Consider the following 18,301-nt stretch of genomic DNA (forward strand, 5'->3'; position numbering starts at 1 on the left):
ATCGTCAGCTCCGTGACGCGCCGGCGGGGCGCGCCGGGGCCTTCGCGCCTGGGGTAGGGACGGCCATCAGGCGGCCGACGTTGTCGAACATCTCGCGCGCCGATTCCGCAAAGGGCGAGTAGCCGCCTCCCTCCACCATGACCTTCTGCTGATAGTCGTGCCAGGCTTCGGTCGACTCGCGCAGGTGCTCCATGAAGGCCGAGGCCATTTCTATGTAAAGGCTGCCAAAGTCGCGTGCATGCGCGGCGTTGCGCTCGACTTGCGCGGCCAGAATCTGAGCGGGCAGGCCATGGAAGGCGTTCCAGTCGGGCGCATCGTTGACGCGGGCGAGCGCCTGCCGGGTGCCTTTGATGTCCTCGTCCAGGGCCTTGAGGCGGAGCCTGAGCAGCATCTGGCGTGATTCTTCCCAGCGCAGCCATATGCGCAGGGCGGACTGCTCGGCGCAGCGCGCGAGTTCGAAGGCGGGATCGGTCTGGTCTGGCATGGAGGAACTCCTATAGTCAAGCGGCTGGCCTGCCCCGGGGCGCGCAGGTCTGGATAAGTCTAGGAGGGCAACCTTGGCGGGGCTTGACGTATCGCAAGAAGTGCGCAATGCGTCGGGCGGCGCGGCATCGCCAAGCCGCGCCTGCGTTCGTCAGAGCGCAGGGGTCGCATGGCCGGCGGCCTGCGCATTGTGGCCGGACACCCGGAGAGGCAAGGCCGATCAGGAGCCGGGACCGAGCTGTCCTGCTACACGCCGCGAGCAAACGGGCTTTCCTTTGATCCATCCCAAATGGCAGGGCCGGCTTGCCGCCTACGGTAATCCCAGGGGGGCGTTGCCGACCCCATCGATCTGGAGCACGACGTGACACATCCCATCGTTTTATCCGAAGCCGGCGTGGAATACCTGAAGCTGCCGCCACCGCAGACCGAAGGTGGCATGCCGCTGATGACGGCGCTGCTGCAGCGCCGCTCGACCCGACACTTTGCCCCGCGGAACCTGGATGACACGCTGCTGTCGTCCCTGCTGTGGGCGGCTTTCGGCGTCAACCGCCCGAGCACCGGCCTGCGCACCGCGCCCTCGACCCGCAACTGGCAGGAAATCGACCTGTACGCGGCGCTGCGCGACGGACTGTACGTGCTTGAACCGGCGGACTGGCGCCTTCGGCTGGTCATCGGCGAAGACCTGCGCGCGGCGACCGGCCTGCAGGACTATGTTGCCGAGGCGCCATTGAACCTCGTCTACGTGAGCCGGCTCTCCAGGCTCGACGAGACCGACAAGCCGCTGCGCCAGTTCTATACCGCGCTGGATACGGGATATATCAGCCAGAACGTCTACCTCTTCTGCGCCGCGTCCGGCCTGGCCACGGTGGCGCGTGGCCTGCTGGACCGCCGCGCGCTGGCCGCCGCCATGCGGCTGGAGCCCGACCAGCGCGTGATCCTGGCCCAGAGCGTGGGCTATCCGGCGTAAGCCGCCACCCAGGCAGCCAAAGGAGGGGACCATGCCATTCATTGACAGGGCCGATGCGGCCGCACAACTGGCGCGTGCGCTTTCCGGCCACGCAGGAGAACGGCCGCTGGTGCTGGCCGTTCCCCGCGGTGCAGTGCCGATGGGCGCCATCATTGCCGATGCGCTCGGCGCGGACCTTGACGTCGTGCTCGTGCGCAAACTCGGCGCACCGGGCAACCCGGAGTTCGCCATCGGCGCCGTAGACGAGAGCGGCTGGACCTATCTCACACCCTATGCCGCCGCGGCAGGCGCCGACAGCGAATACATCGACCGCGAGCGTGCGGTCCAGCTTGCGACGCTGCGGCGGCGCCGCGCCGCCTACACGCCGGGCCGGGAACCGGTCCGCGCCACCGGTCGACAGGTCATCATTGTGGACGACGGCCTGGCGACCGGGGCCTCGATGATCGCCGCGCTGCACGCCATCCGCGAGCAGAAGCCCGCGCGGCTCGTCTGCGCGGTGCCGGTGGCGCCGCCGCGGACGCTGGAACTGTTGCAGCCCTATGCCGACGAGGTGGTGTGCCTGGAGACGCCGGCCGACTTCCGGGCAGTGGGGGAGTTCTACCGCGATTTCTCGCAGGTCGAGGATGCGGAGGTCGTGGCTTGCTTGAAAGGGCGGTAAAGACACGCACACGCGAGGAGGCACCCATGAAGGGCGACAGGCAGCTGCAGCAAGACGTGACCGAGGCGCTGATCTGGGATCCGGCGGTCCATGGCAACGAGATCGGGGTCCAGGTCCAGGACGGCGTCGTCACGCTGACCGGGCACCTTGGAACCTTTGCCGAGAAGTACTCGGCAGAAGCGGCGGTCAGGCGCATTCCCGGGGTGCGGGCGCTGGCCGTGGAACTGGACGTCCACCTGCCCGACGATGCGCGCCGCACCGATGCCGACATTGCCCGGGCCGCGGCCAACGTGCTGTCCTGGAATTCGATGGTGCCGGCCGACCGTATCCGGATCCTGGTCGAACACGGCGTGGTGACCCTTAGCGGCGATGTCGACTGGTACTACCAGCGCACCGGCGCCGAGCACGCCGTGGCCGGACTGTTCGGCGTGGTCGGGGTCACCAATGCGCTCGCCATCCGGCCTCGTGCCGACAAGCAGGACGTGGCGGCACGGATCCAGGCGGCCATCGCGCGCCAGGCTGCCAGCGACGCCGACCAGGTAACCGTGACGGTGAGGGATAGCGCGGTGACGCTGACCGGCACTCTGCGCACGCTGGCCGAGCGCGAGGCGGCATTCGAAGCGGCCTGGTCTGCACCGGGTGTCAGCGCGGTCGTCAACCAGATCGAAGTCAGGCCCGGCTAGCTCAGGCATTCGCCCTTGCCGCACTACCGGGGCGCCGCTGTCGGGCTGGCCTGCGCGGTCAGCGCATCGGCAGCGCGCGCCAGGTCCTGCAGGGTAGTGCTGACGGTGACCGGATAGGGTGCCGACGGCTCCAGCGCTTGCAGGGCGGCGGGCAGCGCGGCGAGTTGCTGTGCGGCATAGGCCCGGCTGGTGAGCAGCGGCACCTCTGGCGCCACACGCCGGCCACGCGCCATGCTAGGCTGCATCAGCGGCAGCCCGTCACAGGCATCCCCCTCGATTGTCAGCGTATCGTCGAGCATGGTGCCGTCGGCGCCGTAACGACGGTAGGACTGCTTGCGGCCAGGCCAGGTGGCCTTGCCTTCCGAGCGCTTGCGCCGCGGCAGGCCTGCATACTCGGTCAGCTTGTACGCGCAGTCTAGATACGGGGCGTCGGCCGAGGTGTTCATGCGCGTGCCGACCCCGAAACCGTCGATGGGCGCGCCCGCTGCGACCAGGTCGCGGACGCGATACTCATCCAGGTTGCCGCTGGCAAAGATGCCGATCGACTGCAGGCCGGCGCCGTCGAGGATGGCGCGCACCTGGCGCGCATGCTTGCCGAGGTCGCCGCTGTCGATGCGCACCGCCTTAACGGCGATCCCGCTGGCGCGCAGCATCGCGGCCAGTACTGCCACCTTCTGCGCGGCGGTCTCGGTGTCGTAGGTGTCGATCAGCAGCGTGGCGTTTTCCGGCTGTGAGCGCGCGAACGACGCGAAGGCCTCGCCCTCGTCCAAGTGCGCCTGCACATAGGAATGCGCCATGGTGCCGTAGGACGGGATGGCGAAGCGCACGCCGGCCAGCAGTGTCGCGGTGCCAGTGAACCCCGCCAGATAGCTGGCGCGGGCCGACAGCAAGCCGGCTTCGGCGCCGTGCGCGCGGCGCAGGCCAAAGTCGACCAGCATGCGCCCCGCCCCCGCCAGCACCACGCGCGCCGCCTTGCTGGCCACGATGGTCTCGTAGTGCAGCAGGTTCATGACCCGGCTTTCGACCAGCTGGGCCTGCTGGATTGGCGCGGTGATGCGCAGGATGGGCTCGTCTGGGAAGAACACCGTGCCCTCCGGCATGGCCTGGACATCCCCGCTGAAGCGGAAGGGCATGAGCGATTGCAGGAATGCCGGGCTGAAATGCCCGGTCGACGCCAGCTGGTCAACGTCGTCCTCGCTGAAGCGCAGCCGTTCCAGGTAGGCGAGCACCTGTTCCAGCCCTGCCGCCAGCAGGAAGTTCCTGCCTGGCGGCAGTTTTCGGACGAAGAACTCGAAGCTGGCGATATCGTTCATGCCGCTGTCGAAGTACGCCTGCATCATGGTGAACTCGTACAGGTCGGTCAGCAGCGGGCTTTCGCAATCGAGGGTAGTCATGGCGGGTCACGCAGGCAGCGTTGCTCAGTAGTCTTCGCCGAACATCGACGACCCCGGGCGCGTGCCGGCATCGCCCTGGCCGGCGGGGCTGCGCTGAATCGCGATCATGCAGTCCGTCGTCAGCAGCAGGGAGGCGATCGACACGGCATTTTGCAGGGCGGTGCGCACCACCTTGACGGGGTCGATCACGCCGAGTTCGATCATGTCGCCATAGCGCTCGGTGCCGGCGTCGTAGCCGAGCGTGCCCGAACCGGCGCTCACTTGGTGCACCACCGCGTCGGCATCTGCACCGGCGTTGGCGGCGATCTGCCGCATCGGCGCAGCCAGTGCCGCGTGGACGATGTGGCCGCCGGCGGCCTGCTCGGCGTTCGGCGCCTGCCAGGCTTCGAGGGCGGCGCGGGCGCGCAGCAGCGCCACGCCGCCGCCGGCTACGATGCCTTCGTCCACCGCGGCACGGGTGGCGTGCAAAGCATCCTGGAAGCGGTTCTTGCGCTCGTGCAGCGCGCTCTCCGTGGCCGCACCCACCTTGATCACGGCTACGCCGCCGGCCAGCCGGGCCAGGCGCCGCTGCAGCGCCTCACGCTCATAGTCCGAGCGCACCTCGTCCAGGCGCAGGCGCAGGGCGGCAATGCGCTCGGCCACACGCGGGCGTTCGTCACCGGAGCCGATCAGGGTGGTGGTGTCCTTGTTGACCTCCACGCGGCGGGCTTCGCCAAGCTGTTCCAGCGTCACGTGCTCGAGCGAGATGCCGGCCTGCGGTGAGACCACGGTGGCGCCGGTCAGCGCGGCCAGGTCGCCCAGCTGCTCGGTACGCAAGTCGCCGAAACCCGGCGACTTGACCGCGCAGCTCTTCAGCGCGCCGCGCAGGTTGTTCACCACGAGCGTGGCCAGCGCCTCGCCCTCCACATCGTTGGCGATGACCAGCAAGGGCCGGCCAGCGTGGCTCACGGCCTCCAGGACCGGCAGCAGCTGCGCGATGGCGGCAATGTTCGCGTCGCACAGCAGCACCAGAGGCGATTCCAGCACGACGGCACGGCTCTCGTTGGTCGCGAACAAGGGCGAGAGGTAGCCGCGATCGATCAGCGCGCCGTCGGCGATGTCGAGTGCGTCGTCCAGCTTGGAGCCATCCTCCACGCTGATCGCGCCATCCTTGCCGACCCGCTCGACAGCCTGAGCCACCAGCGTGCCGACGGACTGGTCGCCGCTGGCCGAGATCGTGGCGATCTGGCGCATCTCGTCGGTACTACCGCAGGGCCGGGCGCATTCCAGCAAGGCGCTAGCGACCAGCTTGCCGGCGGCCTCGATGCCGCGCTTGAGTTGCATGGGGTCGTGGCCGGCTTCGACGTATTTCACGCCTTCAGCCACGATCGCGTGGGCCAGCGTAGTCGCGGTCGTGGTGCCGTCGCCGGCGATCTCGCTGGTGCGCACCGCGGCCTCGCAGAGCAGGCGGGCGCCCATGTCGGCGAAGGGATTGGCCAGCGTCACCGACTTCGCCACGACCACGCCGGAATTGGCGACCAGCGGCACCATGTCGGGCCGCTCCACGATCACGTTGCGGCCGCCCGGGCCCAGCGTCACCTTGACCGCGTGGGCCAGTTGTTCCACGCCGCTCAGCATCATGCGGCGCGCGCCCTGGTGGAAGATAAGTGTTCTGGCAGGCATGATGATCTCCGCATTAGTGGGGCTCGCACGCTTTACGGTAGTTGCCATCCCGGCCTGCGCGTTGACGCAACGCAAGCCCCGCGGTGGCGCCCGGCGCCTGTGGCAGGCGCGCTTCAGTCCGGCCGGCCGCTGCCCAGCGCGGGCACGGGATGCCCGGGCTGCAGCGGCTCCAGCGCGGTGGTTTCGTCCAGGTGAAAGAGGGCGTCGAACTGGCCGGCGATCGAGGCATCGAAATAGTGGCTGGCACGCTCCGTGCGGGGCAGGTAGAGCACGCCGATGGCGCGTTCCAGCATGACCTCGAAGAGCGGGTGGCTGGCCTGCGGTCCAAGCGGCAGGAAGAAGCGGTCGAGCCCGGTGCTGTGGAACAGTGCCTCCCAGCTGTCGTGCAGTGCCGGCACCACAGCTTTATGTTCGGGGTCGCCGTCCCATTCGGAGGCCGCGCAGACATGGCCGGTGTAGGTGGTAAAGCCGACCAGCAGCGCCTGCGCGCCGGCCTGCTGGCGCACCAGCTGCCCCAGGTTCCACTCGCCGCGCAGCTGTGATTCCGTGGCACGCGCATCGCCCAGGTGGGAGTTGTGGGCCCAGACCACGATGCGCCCGCTGCCGCCGCGACGCAACCGGTAGGTGGCCAGCGAACACAGCGTTTGCGCCATGTGCGCGTCGCGTAGATTCCAGGTGCTGACGCGGCGGCCGAACATCTCACGATAGTAGGCTTCCGCATTGACGACCACCGTCGCGTTGCGCTCGGCAAAGTAGTGCGAATCCATGGCCGCCAGGCCGTTGCGGGAAATATAGGCGGCCTCGTCGTTGCGCAGCTGCAGCAGCTGGCGGATGGCGCCGTCGCGCGCCGGCGCACGCAGCCCGGTGGCGGCCTGGTAGCCGTAGGCAGCCGGGTCACGCACATGGTCGAGCGCGGCATAGTGCTGCCGGGCAGTCTCGGCCTGCACCGGGTCGGCGCGCTGAAGGTAGCGGATCACGGCCTCGGCCGAGCGGTACAGGCTGTAGAGGTCGAGCCCATAGACACCGACCCGCCGTTCCGGCGGCAGGCCGGCATTGTGGCCGCGCAGCCATTCGATGAACGCCAGGAATTCCCGGTTGCGCCACATCCAGGACGGGAAGCGTTCGAAATCGCTTAGGGCCTGCTCGGCGCTGTCGTCGCCCTCGCCCTGCACGTAGCGGTTGACACGCCAGGCGTCGGGCCAGTCCCCTTCGATGGCGACGGCATCGAAGCCCTGGCCACGGACCAGCGCCTGCGTGATCTGCGCCCGCATCCGGTAGAACTCGGCCGTGCCGTGCGTGGCTTCGCCAAGCAAAACAAAGTCCTTGCCGTGGGCCATGTCGAGCAGCGGATCGTAGTCGGAGGCATTGCCTTGCAGGCGCTGTGCAGCCTCTCGGACTGCCAGGAAGGGGGTAAGCGGAGATGCCATGGGGTACTCCTCGGGTGGCTACTGCATGACGGGTTCGTCTTGCGGCGCTGTCGCGCCCGCCTGCATCAGGGCGTCGAGCGCGGCCCGGTCGACCACTTCTTTCTCAAGCAGCAGTTGCGCCAGCCGGTAGAGGCGGGCGCGCTGCCCGAGCAAGGTCTGGCGTGCCCGCTCGGCGGACTGGTCCAGCGTGAGCCGGATCTCCTCGTCGATGGCCTGCGCGGTGCGCTCGCTGTACTCGCGTTCCGGCCGCGACAGGGCGGCCGCGGAGGGCAGCAGGGTGCTGCGTGCGCGCTCGTAGCACGGCACGAGCGATTCGCTCATGCCGAACTGGGTGATCATCTGTCGCGCCATGTCGGTGGCCCGTTCCAGGTCGTTTTGCGCGCCGGTGGAGACGTCGCCGAAGACAATCTGTCCCGCCGCGCGCCCGCCCAGTAGCACATCCAGCCGGTCCAGCAGCTCGCTGCGGCGTAGCAGGTAGCGGTCTTCGGTCGGGGTCTGCTGCGTAAAGCCGAGCGCCGCAACGCCGCGCGGAATGATGGAGATGCGCGAGTCCCGGTCCGCGAGCCGACGGCATTCGGCGACCAGCGCATGTCCGGCTTCCCGGCTTCGTGGTGGGCAATTGTCTGCTTTTCCAGCGGGACCATGATCCGGTTGCGTTTTTCCAGCCCGCCAACGATGCGGTCGAGGGCCAGGTTGAAGTCTGCGTTGTCGACCGCCGGCTTGTTGTGGCGGGCGGCCAGCAGGGCGGCCTCGTTGACCAGGTTGGCGAGGTCGGCGCCGGCAAAGCCCGGCGTGCGCGCGGCCAGTTCTCGGAGATTGACTTCCGGGGCCAGCTTGACATGACGCACGTGCACACCAAGGATCTGCTCGCGCCCTTTCAGGTCGGGGCGGTCCAGCACGATATGGCGGTCAAAGCGGCCGGGCCGCAGCAGCGCGGCGTCGAGGATTTCCGGGCGGTTGGTGGCGGCCATGATGATCACGCCCTTGTTGGTGTCGAAGCCGCCCATCTGCACCAGCAACTGGTTGAGCGTCTGTTCGCGCTCATCCTGGCCGCCGGCCATGTTGAGGGTACGGGTCTTGCCCAGCGCGTCCAGTTCGTCGATGAAGATGATGCACGCGCCTTCTGTTCGGCCTGTGCGAACAGGTCGCGCACGCGCGCCGCGCCCACGCCGACGAACATTTCCACGAACTCGGCACCGCTCATGCTGAAGAACGGCACCCCGGCCTCGCCGGTGACGGCGCGTGCCAGCAGCGTCTTGCCGGTGCCCGGGGCGCCCAGCAGCAGCACCCCCTTGGGAATCTTGCCGCCCAAGCGCCGGTAGCGCTCCGGGTTCTTGAGAAAGTCCACCACCACCTCCATCAACTCCACCTTGGCTTCGTCGATGCCGGCGACGTCGGCGAAGGTCACCCCAGTCTCCCGCTGAAGATAGCCCCGGGCCTTACTCTTGCCGATCTCCATCAGCCCCCCCGCGGCATTCCCTATGCGCCGGTACAGCAGGCTCCAGATCGCGAAGGAGACGAGGGCCGGCACGATCCAGGACAGTAGCGTGCCCAGCCATCTGGCATCGGCTTGCCCGGCATAGCGCACATGAGCCGCGTCCAGGTCGGCCAGCAGCCCCGTATTGCTGATGCGGGCCGTGGCGAAGGCGCGCTCGGGGCTGCCGCCGCGCTGTAGCGCGGCCGCCTGGTCGGCTGGCAGGATGGTCTCAACACCGGCTGTCGCCAGCGTGCCGCTGATCGCCGTCTCGCCAACAGTGGCGCCGCGCACCTTGCCGGCCTTGAGCAAAGCCTTGAAGTCGCTGTAGGCCAGGGTGGTGACGGTTTCCGTGGCGACGTAGAACTGGAGCGCCAGCGTCGTCAGAACCGCCGCGAGCAGGTACCAGAGCGAGAAGTTCCGCTTACGGAGTTCCATGGTCGTAGTCAGAGCACGGCCGGTGGCCGCCGGCCGTGCGAGCGCTCCACCCTGGCGGCTCTGTGAGCCTCCAGCCAGGCCGGCCGCGGGAAACGGCGGTGTGCGATGGCGGGTAGGCGCCGCAGGTGAAACAGATACACGGCCGACTTGCGCAAGAAACGCTTCACATCAGCTTCGTAGACACCGGTGTCCCATGCCATCGTTTGGATCCTTGTGAGGGTTGTGCTCGGTTCCACGATAGTGGCGGGTCGGGGCTGGCCTTTGATCGGTATCAACGGACACCGTCACAACGCGATGTCGGCCTTGCAGAAGCCTGCCGTCGGCGGCGAACGGCGCCTTGATGTGCCGCAACCCTCTCGCCGCACGGTCGTCCAGAATTCAGGGGATGCCAACCCGCGCAGGAGGGACGACGTGACGGCCCGTTTTCAACACATCGCCGCGGCGGCCGGAAAGGGTGCCCGCCGGCTTGGCCGCGCTACGCCGGGGCCGGCCGGCAAGACGACGGGTACCAACGACGCCATCGTCGCGATCTTCAATGAAATCGCCGATCTGCTGGATATCTCGGGCGCCAACCCATTCCGGATTCGCGCCTACCGCAATGCGGCCCGCACTGTCAGCGGATTGTCCGAAGACGCAGGCGCCATGCTGGCGCGGGGCGTCGACCTGACCGCGCTGCCGGGCATTGGCGACGACCTGGCCGGGAAGATTCGCGAGATCGTGGAAAGCGGCAATTGCACCGTGCTGACACAACTGCGCGAGGCCGTGCCCGGCCAGGCGGCGGCCTTGCTGAGGCTGCCCGGCTTGGGGCCGCGCCGCGTGCAGGTGCTGCAGCGTGAGCTGCATGTTGCCACGCTGGACGACTTGGCCAGAGCTGCGCGCGAGCACCGGATCAGCGTGCTGTCGGGATTCGGGGCGCGCAGCGAGCAGCGCTTGCTGGAGGCGATCCAGGCACACCTGGATCGGAACCGCCGCTTTAATCTGGAAGTGGCGACGCATGCGGCCGAGCAGCTCCTGGCTTACCTGCGCCGCGAGACCACGACTCAGTCGCTGGACGTTGCGGGCAGTTATCGGCGCGGCAAAGACACCGTGGGCGACCTGGACATCGTGGCGGCTTCGGCCTCACCGAAAGATGTGATCCGCACCTTCGTCGCGTATCCAATGACGCAGCGGGTGATCTCGGCCGGCACACGACCCGTGCCAGCACCGTGTTGGCGAACGGTATACAGGTGGACCTCAGGGTGGTGCCGGCGGTGAGCTACGGTGCCGCGCTGGTCTACCTGACGGGCTCGAAAGCGCACAATGTCGCGAAGGCCAGCGGAGTGCTGGTGAGCATCAACTCGGATGCCCATCGCGCGCGCGACTTCCAGACCCTGTCCTTCGGCCTGGCCCAGGCGCGGCGCGGATGGCTGCAGGCCGCCGACGTGCTCAACGCCCGCCCGTTGCCGGTATTGCGCAGCTTGCTGCGGCGGACCATGTAGCCGGCAACCTCCGCAGATGTCTGGCCGTTGTTTGATCCAGCCCAAGTCGATTGCCGCCCAGGCGCATAGCGTTAAAGGTGTGGGCTACCTCGGGCTCTACCGGTCTCAGGGCGCTGAATGGTGTAGGGACGCCGCTGCAACCGACCGTCAACCGGCGTGCATGTCAATGACTAAAGAGGCATCAAGATGAAAGTCCGCGCACAGTCAATGAAGGTCCGGCCGGTCCGCTGGAACCCGTTCCCCGTCGAGCACATGCCCGACCGCTACAAGCAGCCGGCGGCTGCCCCGGCGCTGGCGAGTTGCCCGAATCCTTCGAGGCGGCGCATCGGGCCGAGATTCTGGCCGGTACAGCACCGCGAAGTCCAGTTGCGGGCACAGCATCCGATGGAGCGCGTGATGGCGATTGAGTCGGGAGAACAGGGCACGGTGATCACCGCGACCGGGCTGCACCTGGCACGAGACATCGGCAACGCCATCCACCATGCATACCGGGGAACGCTCACGATCGATTACGGCAACGCCGAGACCGAACTGCACGTGCATTGGCACGGGGCGGTAGCGAGGTCACCGGGACGGACGGGAAGGGGAGGCCTCATGGAACACATTACCACCGAACAGGTGCGAATCCATATTGGCGATATCGAACTGCCGGGAGACCTTGCCCTGCCGGAAGCGGCATCCGGCCTGGTCCTGTTTGCACATGGCAGCGGCAGTTCGCGCCACAGTGTGCGCAACCGCGAGGTCGCCTCGACGCTGAACCGGATGGGCCTGGGCACGCTGCTGTTTGACCTGCTGACGACCGACGAGGACGTCGGGATGGCGAAGCGGTTCGACATCGCCCTGCTAAGTGAGCGGCTCAAGGCTGCCACGGTATCTGTGGCGCACCTGGCGCTCGAGCGCCACCTGCGGTTCGGCTACTTCGGCGCGAGCATGGGAGCTGCCGCAGCCATCCGCGCCGCTGCGGAGTCGCCCCCGCACATGCGGATCGACGCGGTGGTATCGCGCGGCGGCCGCGTCGACCTGGCCGGCCATGAGGCGCTGTGCCGATTGCAGGCGCCGACGCTGATGATCGTGGGGGAAGCGGATCCAGAGCTGCTGAAACTCAACGCGCGCGCCATGGCTTGGATGTCATGCGAGAAGCGGCTGGGGGTGATTCCTGGCGCCACGCACCTGTTCAAGGAGCCAGACGCGCTGGACCAGGTCGGCGAGCTCGCCGGCGAGTGGTTCTGCCAGCATTTTGCAGCGATGGCGCAACACGCGCCGCCTGGGCGAGTCGTCTAGCCAGTCGTTTGCGACGACAGGATTTCCATGGTGCCGTGCGACGCACGGCGAAGACGCGTTGAAAAGGAGAATGACATGAACGATATCCGCACCGAACTCTCGATGCACAAGGAGGCGCTGACCCGTGATGCCAACACGCTGCTGGCAGACGTGCAGGCATTGTTGCGGGATGTTGCCGACGAAGCCGGCGTTGAGTCAACCCAGGCGCGCACGGAGCTGGCTGCGCGCCTGCGCGTACTGCAAGGACGCCTTGACGCGCAGCGCCAGGCGGCGCGGGCACGGGTCTCGCAATGGGCCGATACCACGGACCGCTACGTGCACGCGCACCCGTGGGAAAGCATGGGCTCGGTCGCCGCGGTTGCGGCCGTGGCCGGCGCCCTGGTCGCACTGGCCGTTGCCCGCCGCTAGCGGGTGCGCGGCATGTCTGGATGCCGCCAGCAAGGACTCCCGCATGCTCCCGATCTTGATGGCCATGCCCGGCAATGAACAGCAGGCGGGGGCCATCGCTGCCTGCCTGCCGGGGCTGCCAGGCGAGGCCGAGGTTCGCCGCTTTCCCGACGGCGAGTCCTACGTCAGGCTGCTGCAGCCGGCGGCCGGCCGCGAGGTCGTGATCGTGTGCACGCTGGACCGTCCGGATGCCAAGCTGGTGCCACTGCTGTGGCTCGCCGCCGCCGCCAGGGAAGGCGGTGCCGTGCGGGTCGGACTGGTGGCACCATACCTGGCGTACATGCGCCAGGACAAGATCTTCCGCACAGGCGAGATCGTGTCGGCACGCCATTTTGCGGCGCTGCTCGGCGATAGCTTCGACTGGCTCGTTACCGTGGACCCGCACCTCCATCGAATCGGCTGCCTGGGTGAGATCTTCGCCAGGCCGGCGATTGCCGTGCATGCCGCTCCGGCCATTGCGTCATGGATCGGCCAGGCGGTGCGCGCGCCGCTGCTGGTCGGCCCGGACGAGGAGAGCCAGCAGTGGGTGGACGACATCGCGAGCCGTTGCGGTGCGGACAGCATTGTCCTGGCCAAGCAGCGCTTCGGCGACCACGAGGTCAGTATCGACGCATGCGGCCTGCCTGCGCCCGCGGGCCGTACGCCGGTACTGGTCGACGACATGGTCTCCACCGCGCGCACCATGCTGGCGTCGGCGCGGCTGCTGCGCGAACACGGCTACCCGGCGCCGGTCTGCGTCGGCGTCCACGCGCTGTTCGCGGAGGCAGCCTACGCCGACCTGCAAGCGGTCGCGGCCGACATTGTCACGTGCGACACCGTTGCGCACCCATCCAACCGCATTCCCGTGGCAGGGCGCCTGGCAGCTGGCATCCGGCAGGCACTGCAGGCGCCAGCGGGTTCAGGAGACCCATTATGAGCAAGCTCACAGCGCAGGAAACCGTCTCGCTGGCGGTGCAGCTTGACGCGGACGAGGCGCGCATCCATGCCGCCGTTGGTTCCGCCGACACGCCAATGACACCATTGGCGCAGCGTGAGGCGCAGGACGAGGGCGACCTTGCCGACGAAGAAATCATGCGGCGGCAGGACGATGCGATGCTGGACCACTATCGCATGCAACTGGCCGACATCGCCGCCGCGCGGACGCGGATGCAGCACGGTCAGTACGGTATCTGCATCGATTGTCAGCAGCCGATCCCGTTCTCGCGCCTGCAAGCATATCCGACCGCGAAGCGCTGTACCGCATGTCAGCGCCGGCACGAGCAGCTTTATGCGTGACCGTTGGAGGATAACGGGCAGGCCGCTGAGGGCGGCTGAGCGCCTGGCGGGCTGCCACCGCGGAAGCGACGGTCGCCCCCCGGCAGCGCGGCCGGGAGGCTGGCGCTGACGGGCTAGCGCAGGTCGTACTCGCGCATCATCTCGGTCGTGACTGCCTTGACCGTGGCTAGGCATGCGGGCGGGACTGCGGGGAAGGCGTCGATGGTCCAGTTGCAGCCGCCGTTGGCAGCTGCGTCGACACGCTGCGGCAACGGGATGTCGCAGTCGCGGCAGGTGTCGCCGAGGTCGGCGTTTTCCTGCAGGCGCCGCAGAATTTCATTGCGGATCTGTTCCGCAGTGCCGAGGTTCTTGATCATGTCGGTGTCTCCTGTTCTGGTAGTGGCGATCCGGCCATCTCTAGACCGGCGCGCTGCCGCGCGGGGCCGGGTGCCCGATGGTCTGGGACAGGATCGGTTCCTCGTCCTCATTTAGCGACATATGCTCGGCTAGCAGGCGCCGGTTGAGCCAGCCGCGCACTACCGCGCCCAGCCCGGCCGAGGCGCAGTAGAGGTAGACGTTCTGGACCATGGCGCCTGCTGCGGCGGCAGCGAAGGTCTCACGCAGCTTCGGGGGCACGTCCTGCATCCGGCCATGGTTGGCGACGTAGACCAGGTCCAGGGGCGCCATGCCGACGAAGTCCTGATAACCGGTCATGCTGCGCACGTCTGCCGCGCGCTTCAGCGCGAGGCAATGGTGGATCGGGTCGTAGCGGTAGAGGCCGGCGGGCAACGCCGCGTAGACGTCGATCACCGCCTCGCCGTGCGGCGAAGGGGCTGTGCGGCCGCCGCCCTGGGAGCGGTTGACGCCCGCCGCGGCCCACAGGAGCTCGCTCAGCTGCTGCAGCGGCAGCGGCTGCTCATCGAACTCGCGGGTGCTCATGCGCTGCCACAGCGCGCCCATCAGCGGCAGGCCATTGGTGCGGTCCGGCTGTGGCAGGGCGATGACCCGCTCGCTCGTGCCGGTGGCGGGGCGTGGCAGCAGGTCCTTGATGGGCTGGTAGGGGATGCGCTTCAGTTCGTCCATGGGATGCTCACATTTGTTGCAAAGAGCGGCGCCAGCGCTCTGCGCATGGAACCGGTATGGACGAATGTAGGCGCTGCCCCCGGCCATGGGTTGCGCTCCGTCAAGCAGCGTCGATGAGGCGTTCCTGGGTGTGAAAGCAAGCGATGCTGGCGCTGCTTTAGATTTAGATGGCGGCCGGGCTCTGGGGTCAGCCGCAGCCGGGCGTAGCGCGGCCCATGAAGCTGGCTGGCGAGGCGACGCAGGCACGCTCGGCTGCGGTCAATGGCTCCTGGATGCATATCTGCCACGCCAGCACGCCGTCGTCGGCATCCGACAGATCCCGGCCCGCTCGGGCACGAGCGGCGATGCGGGCGCGCAGCGTCTCAGGGCTGGCTTCGCAGGTGACGATGGCGAAGGGCACGCCAAGGCGGAGGGCCTGGGCCGCAAAGCGCTCGCGCTCGGCGCGGGCCAGGAAGGTGGCGTCGGCAATCATCGGGAACCCGGCGCGGCAGCCGAGCCGGCAGACGGCGAGCAGGCGTCGGTAGGTCCGCGCCGTTTCGCTGGCGGCATACCAGCCCCCCGCCGGTGCCATGCCGCCGTGCAGGCGCTTGCGTACCGCGTCCGAGCGCACACGTACCATTGCCCCGGCCTCGCTCATCTGCGCTGCCGCCGTGGACTTGCCGCTGCCGGACAGCCCATGCATCACCACCATCGGCCCGCGACGGCGGGTGAGGCACCGCCATGCCAGCGCCAGCAGCCTGCCTGCCTCGGCCTGCGCCGGCGCCATGGACGCGCCCGCGGCGTGCTGCTGGCAGGCGTGCTCCAGCAGCACGCGCGCGCGCACCAGGGCCCGCATTGCGAGATAGAAGGGCAACACGGCCAGCGCGCCGTAGTCTCCCGATTGCTCCAGGTAGCCGTTGAGCAGCCGGTAGGCCAGCGCCGGTCGGCCATGGTGCAGCAGGTCCATGACGGGGAAGGCTAGGTCGCTGATGGTGTCGGTCCAGCGCAGCGCGGCGTCGAACTCCAGGCAGTCGAATGGCGTCGGCACGCCGTTCAGCAGCACGATGTTGCCCAGATGCAAGTCTCCATGGCACTCGCGCACATGGCCATTGCGCAGGCGCGCCCAGAACGCCCCCGTTAGCCGGGTGGCCTCGCTGCGCGCCCGCAGGGCTACGCGGCTGGCCAGGTGCGAGGCCTGTGTCAGCCGCCCGATGCCACCCAGGCACTCTGCAAGGGTCACATCGATGCGGGCCGGCGTGCCAAAGCCATCGGCCGGCGCTGCGGGCGGCTGCGCCTGGTGAAAGGCCGCAATGCTGCGCGCCAGCGCATCGATATGGCCCGGCTCCAGCCGGCCCGAAGCGGTCCGTGCGCTGAGCAGGTCTTGCTGGTCGAAGCGCTGCATGCGCACCGCATGCTCGATCGGCATGCCGCTGCCGCCGATGCGCACCGAGCCGGGCGTGGGGCCCGCCATGACCGGCACCACATCCAGGTACAGGGCAGGCGCGAACCGGCGGTTCAGGCGCAACTCGGTCTCACAGTCGTCGCGGCGTGCCTGCGCCGTGGAGAAGTCGACAAAGTCGAACCGCACCGCCTTGCGCAGCTTGTAGGCAAAGTCCCCGGCCAGGAAGACACGGGAGATATGCGTCTCGATGACCTGTACTGCCGGCGCCGGGTGGGGGTAGGCGTCCGGTTGTTGCAAGGCGGCCGTCAATGCCGCGTCGTCCCATTGACTCTCCATGTCCCTTGCCGACGGCTCCCTTCCGCTGTTGTGACTGCCAACCTCAACTGTTGCCTCGGCACGCAGACTCTGCCTGCCAACTCGCCCCCGCGGCGCCCTATGCCGTCACGCGTGCGGCCAGATCCTGGCCCAGGATGCCTGCCGCACTACAAAGTACGCCCACGATAGCCAGCAGCGCGCGCCACGGGTGGCTCAGCAGCGCCTCCACTTGCTCGCTGCGGCTCTCGCCAGACAGGCACCACGTGCAGAAGTGTTCGCAGTTGTTGGTAAGAAGGCGGTAATCGTCCTCTCCAAGCCGCGCAGTCGCGCGCCGTACGATCTCCGCCTCGACGTACCTCGCTTGCGTCGCCGGCTCGACGCGAAAGCCGTAGCCGCCGGAAAAGCCGGCGAGGGTGGTCTTTTCGACCGGGCCGCAACGCAGGAAGCCTTTGAATCCGACATAATGCACCACCTCGCCGTTGCCGGCATAAATGCCATGGTGGACATAGCCACGACGGTCCGTCGTCAGATGCGCGCCAAGGAGAATGTCCGCGGCGATTGCCGCAAGGCGCTGTGCGTGTCCGATTTGGTGATCGCCGCTCATCGCTTTCCCCTTGTTGCCTTTGTTGCGCTGGTCGCTCCTGCCTCGGTGGGCCGGGTTTCTTGCTCTCGCCGGCAGCCTGGCGTGCTGCATGCCTTGCTGCCGATGCCGATAACCGTGTGCCCCCGTGTATGCCTGCAGTATTGTTGCCGGCCGGCGATGCCGAAATCAGCCGGGTCCGAAAAACGTGTCGGCTTGGTGCCATGCGGCTTGTACGCCCATCGCGACGGCGCTTGTCCGTCGTGCGCACCGGGCTGTCAGCGGAATCTGACAAGGGCGCGGCGGTATAACCCGATATTTCCCAGCCATTGCGGCGAGGCAGAGCATGCCCCCTACACCCCCACTTGGTCTCGCGCACCGTTGCTTGAGCCAGCGTATTGCGGCGCTCGAAACGCAATGCGAGGTGCCGCCGCTGCTGCGCCATGCTCGCGATGCCTCACTAACAACGAGAGCAGGCGCTGGCACAAGCGTGCCGCCTTGATCCTTGCAAAAGGGGGGCGATATGCGCCCCGCTGAGGCGGCGTTCTGCCGACTGGTGGTGACTTTCGGGGTGGTGACTTCGGCAATCGTTGACAGGTATCAACCTCTATGTCCGACCGAACGCTACTTTTTAGTAACCGATGACCATCGCTACAACTGGCATCTCAATGCGCTGTTGGAGGGACGAACATGGAGATGACGTGGAGCTTTATTAGCGAGCTCTGGTCCCTGGTCATTGCCGTAGCTGCTACGGGTTGTGCGTCCCGCTACGGGCAAGTCGAACCAAACTTGCAGTCAATGGCCCACTATGGCGTGTCATACGTGTCGGGCGGGGACAGCGAAGCAGGCATGGACGCGATGCTCGCCATCGCGAACCGCTTCAACGTACGTCTGACCATGGTGGCCGCCTCGGGCGCGGACCCGCTACCGGATGCTGCCATCCTCGTGGCCAGCCAGGATGGGCGCTCGATATTGCATGCGACCGCAACCGGGCCGATGCTCTATCTCCAGCTTCCCACGGGGTTTATCGGCTGGCAGTCGGTTATCAGGGCTGGGTCCAGACCCGCGATATCGCCGTGGACGACCAGGCACTCGACATGACGTTTCGCCTCCCCGTGACGACGCTGGGGGACGACTGGCTGCTCTGCAGCAAGGATCGCGGCCACGTCGCGGTTACAGCCGCCTTGTGACGCTTTCTCGGCTTCGAAATCAAACACCAGCGTCCTTGTCAGTGAGTGTCTCGTGGCCAACGGCTCGCCGCTAGACATCATGGCGTCATCCTGCACCTATACGGCA

General features: G+C 67.7%; 18 protein-coding genes and 1 pseudogene. 10 read left to right on the forward strand and 9 right to left on the reverse strand.

Annotated features, from left to right (window positions below):
- Positions 1–4: 4 nt before the first annotated feature.
- Positions 5–484: a hypothetical protein gene (locus tag AC1Q7H_RS19850; protein ID WP_492381599.1), complete on the reverse strand. Its 480-nt coding sequence runs from the start codon at positions 482–484 to the stop codon at positions 5–7.
- A 360-nt stretch (positions 485–844) separates the two neighbouring features.
- Here AC1Q7H_RS19850 and AC1Q7H_RS19855 point away from each other — a divergent pair, with 360 nt between their 5' ends.
- The 3 genes from AC1Q7H_RS19855 to AC1Q7H_RS19865 are packed head-to-tail and all read left to right on the forward strand — an operon-like array spanning position 845 to position 2,791.
- Complete coding sequence (locus AC1Q7H_RS19855) at positions 845–1,450, forward strand: nitroreductase family protein (protein WP_492381600.1); 606 nt, start codon at positions 845–847, stop codon at positions 1,448–1,450.
- Between the two features lie 31 nt (positions 1,451–1,481).
- Positions 1,482–2,108 (forward strand): phosphoribosyltransferase, encoded by a 627-nt coding sequence (locus tag AC1Q7H_RS19860; RefSeq protein ID WP_492381601.1) that lies wholly within the window; start codon positions 1,482–1,484, stop codon positions 2,106–2,108.
- A 26-nt stretch (positions 2,109–2,134) separates the two neighbouring features.
- Entirely contained in the window at positions 2,135–2,791 is a 657-nt protein-coding gene (locus AC1Q7H_RS19865) for a BON domain-containing protein (RefSeq protein ID WP_153954501.1), read from the forward strand.
- Positions 2,792–2,814: 23 nt separating this feature from the next.
- Here AC1Q7H_RS19865 and AC1Q7H_RS19870 read toward each other — a convergent pair whose 3' ends face one another.
- The 4 genes and pseudogenes from AC1Q7H_RS19870 to ftsH form a co-directional block, all read right to left on the reverse strand.
- The gene (locus AC1Q7H_RS19870; RefSeq protein WP_492381602.1) at positions 2,815–4,185 is read right to left on the reverse strand and encodes a nicotinate phosphoribosyltransferase; all 1,371 of its coding nucleotides are present in this window, start codon (positions 4,183–4,185) and stop codon (positions 2,815–2,817) included.
- Between the two features lie 24 nt (positions 4,186–4,209).
- The gene (gene groL / locus AC1Q7H_RS19875; protein ID WP_492381603.1) at positions 4,210–5,847 is read right to left on the reverse strand and encodes a chaperonin GroEL; all 1,638 of its coding nucleotides are present in this window, start codon (positions 5,845–5,847) and stop codon (positions 4,210–4,212) included.
- A gap of 113 nt (positions 5,848–5,960) precedes the next feature.
- Positions 5,961–7,274: an erythromycin esterase family protein gene (locus tag AC1Q7H_RS19880; protein ID WP_492381604.1), complete on the reverse strand. Its 1,314-nt coding sequence runs from the start codon at positions 7,272–7,274 to the stop codon at positions 5,961–5,963.
- 18 nt (positions 7,275–7,292) lie between these two features.
- A pseudogene (ftsH, locus tag AC1Q7H_RS19885) lies at positions 7,293–9,186 on the reverse strand (ATP-dependent zinc metalloprotease FtsH).
- Positions 9,187–9,447: 261 nt separating this feature from the next.
- On the opposite strand from ftsH, the gene AC1Q7H_RS19890 reads away from it, so the two are divergent.
- The 6 genes from AC1Q7H_RS19890 to AC1Q7H_RS19915 all read left to right on the forward strand — a co-directional run bounded on the left by AC1Q7H_RS19890 (position 9,448) and on the right by AC1Q7H_RS19915 (position 13,667).
- Positions 9,448–10,440 (forward strand): helix-hairpin-helix domain-containing protein, encoded by a 993-nt coding sequence (locus AC1Q7H_RS19890; protein ID WP_492381605.1) that lies wholly within the window; start codon positions 9,448–9,450, stop codon positions 10,438–10,440.
- Positions 10,437–10,664, forward strand: a complete 228-nt coding sequence (locus tag AC1Q7H_RS19895; RefSeq protein WP_492381606.1) for a hypothetical protein — start codon at positions 10,437–10,439, stop codon at positions 10,662–10,664. Before AC1Q7H_RS19890 ends, AC1Q7H_RS19895 begins: the two co-directional genes overlap by 4 nt.
- Before the next feature lie 594 nt (positions 10,665–11,258).
- Positions 11,259–11,945: a dienelactone hydrolase family protein gene (locus tag AC1Q7H_RS19900; protein ID WP_153954542.1), complete on the forward strand. Its 687-nt coding sequence runs from the start codon at positions 11,259–11,261 to the stop codon at positions 11,943–11,945.
- Positions 11,946–12,020: 75 nt separating this feature from the next.
- Positions 12,021–12,353 (forward strand): ElaB/YgaM/YqjD family protein, encoded by a 333-nt coding sequence (locus AC1Q7H_RS19905; protein WP_153954506.1) that lies wholly within the window; start codon positions 12,021–12,023, stop codon positions 12,351–12,353.
- A gap of 43 nt (positions 12,354–12,396) precedes the next feature.
- A complete protein-coding gene (locus AC1Q7H_RS19910) occupies positions 12,397–13,308 on the forward strand; it encodes a ribose-phosphate pyrophosphokinase (RefSeq protein ID WP_492381607.1) in 912 nt (303 codons plus the stop codon).
- Complete coding sequence (locus AC1Q7H_RS19915; RefSeq protein ID WP_492381608.1) at positions 13,305–13,667, forward strand: TraR/DksA family transcriptional regulator; 363 nt, start codon at positions 13,305–13,307, stop codon at positions 13,665–13,667. Before AC1Q7H_RS19910 ends, AC1Q7H_RS19915 begins: the two co-directional genes overlap by 4 nt.
- Before the next feature lie 113 nt (positions 13,668–13,780).
- Here the strand turns inward: AC1Q7H_RS19915 and AC1Q7H_RS19920 are convergent, their stop codons facing one another.
- The 4 genes from AC1Q7H_RS19920 to AC1Q7H_RS19935 form a co-directional block, all read right to left on the reverse strand.
- Positions 13,781–14,023, reverse strand: coding sequence for a hypothetical protein (locus tag AC1Q7H_RS19920; protein WP_153954509.1), 243 nt, complete (start codon positions 14,021–14,023; stop codon positions 13,781–13,783).
- Between the two features lie 40 nt (positions 14,024–14,063).
- Positions 14,064–14,729: a SagB/ThcOx family dehydrogenase gene (locus AC1Q7H_RS19925; RefSeq protein WP_153954510.1), complete on the reverse strand. Its 666-nt coding sequence runs from the start codon at positions 14,727–14,729 to the stop codon at positions 14,064–14,066.
- A 187-nt stretch (positions 14,730–14,916) separates the two neighbouring features.
- Positions 14,917–16,446, reverse strand: a complete 1,530-nt coding sequence (locus AC1Q7H_RS19930; protein WP_492381609.1) for a bifunctional aminoglycoside phosphotransferase/ATP-binding protein — start codon at positions 16,444–16,446, stop codon at positions 14,917–14,919.
- A gap of 97 nt (positions 16,447–16,543) precedes the next feature.
- A complete protein-coding gene (locus tag AC1Q7H_RS19935) occupies positions 16,544–17,029 on the reverse strand; it encodes a lecithin retinol acyltransferase family protein (protein ID WP_492381610.1) in 486 nt (161 codons plus the stop codon).
- A gap of 825 nt (positions 17,030–17,854) precedes the next feature.
- Between AC1Q7H_RS19935 and AC1Q7H_RS19940 the strand changes: the two genes are divergently transcribed.
- Positions 17,855–18,106 carry a hypothetical protein gene (locus AC1Q7H_RS19940; protein ID WP_492381611.1) on the forward strand — a complete coding sequence of 84 codons (252 nt, stop codon included), beginning with the start codon at positions 17,855–17,857 and terminating at the stop codon, positions 18,104–18,106.
- Positions 18,107–18,301: the final 195 nt, after the last annotated feature.

Source organism: Cupriavidus sp. GW823-FHT06D04 (genome assembly GCF_058795055.1).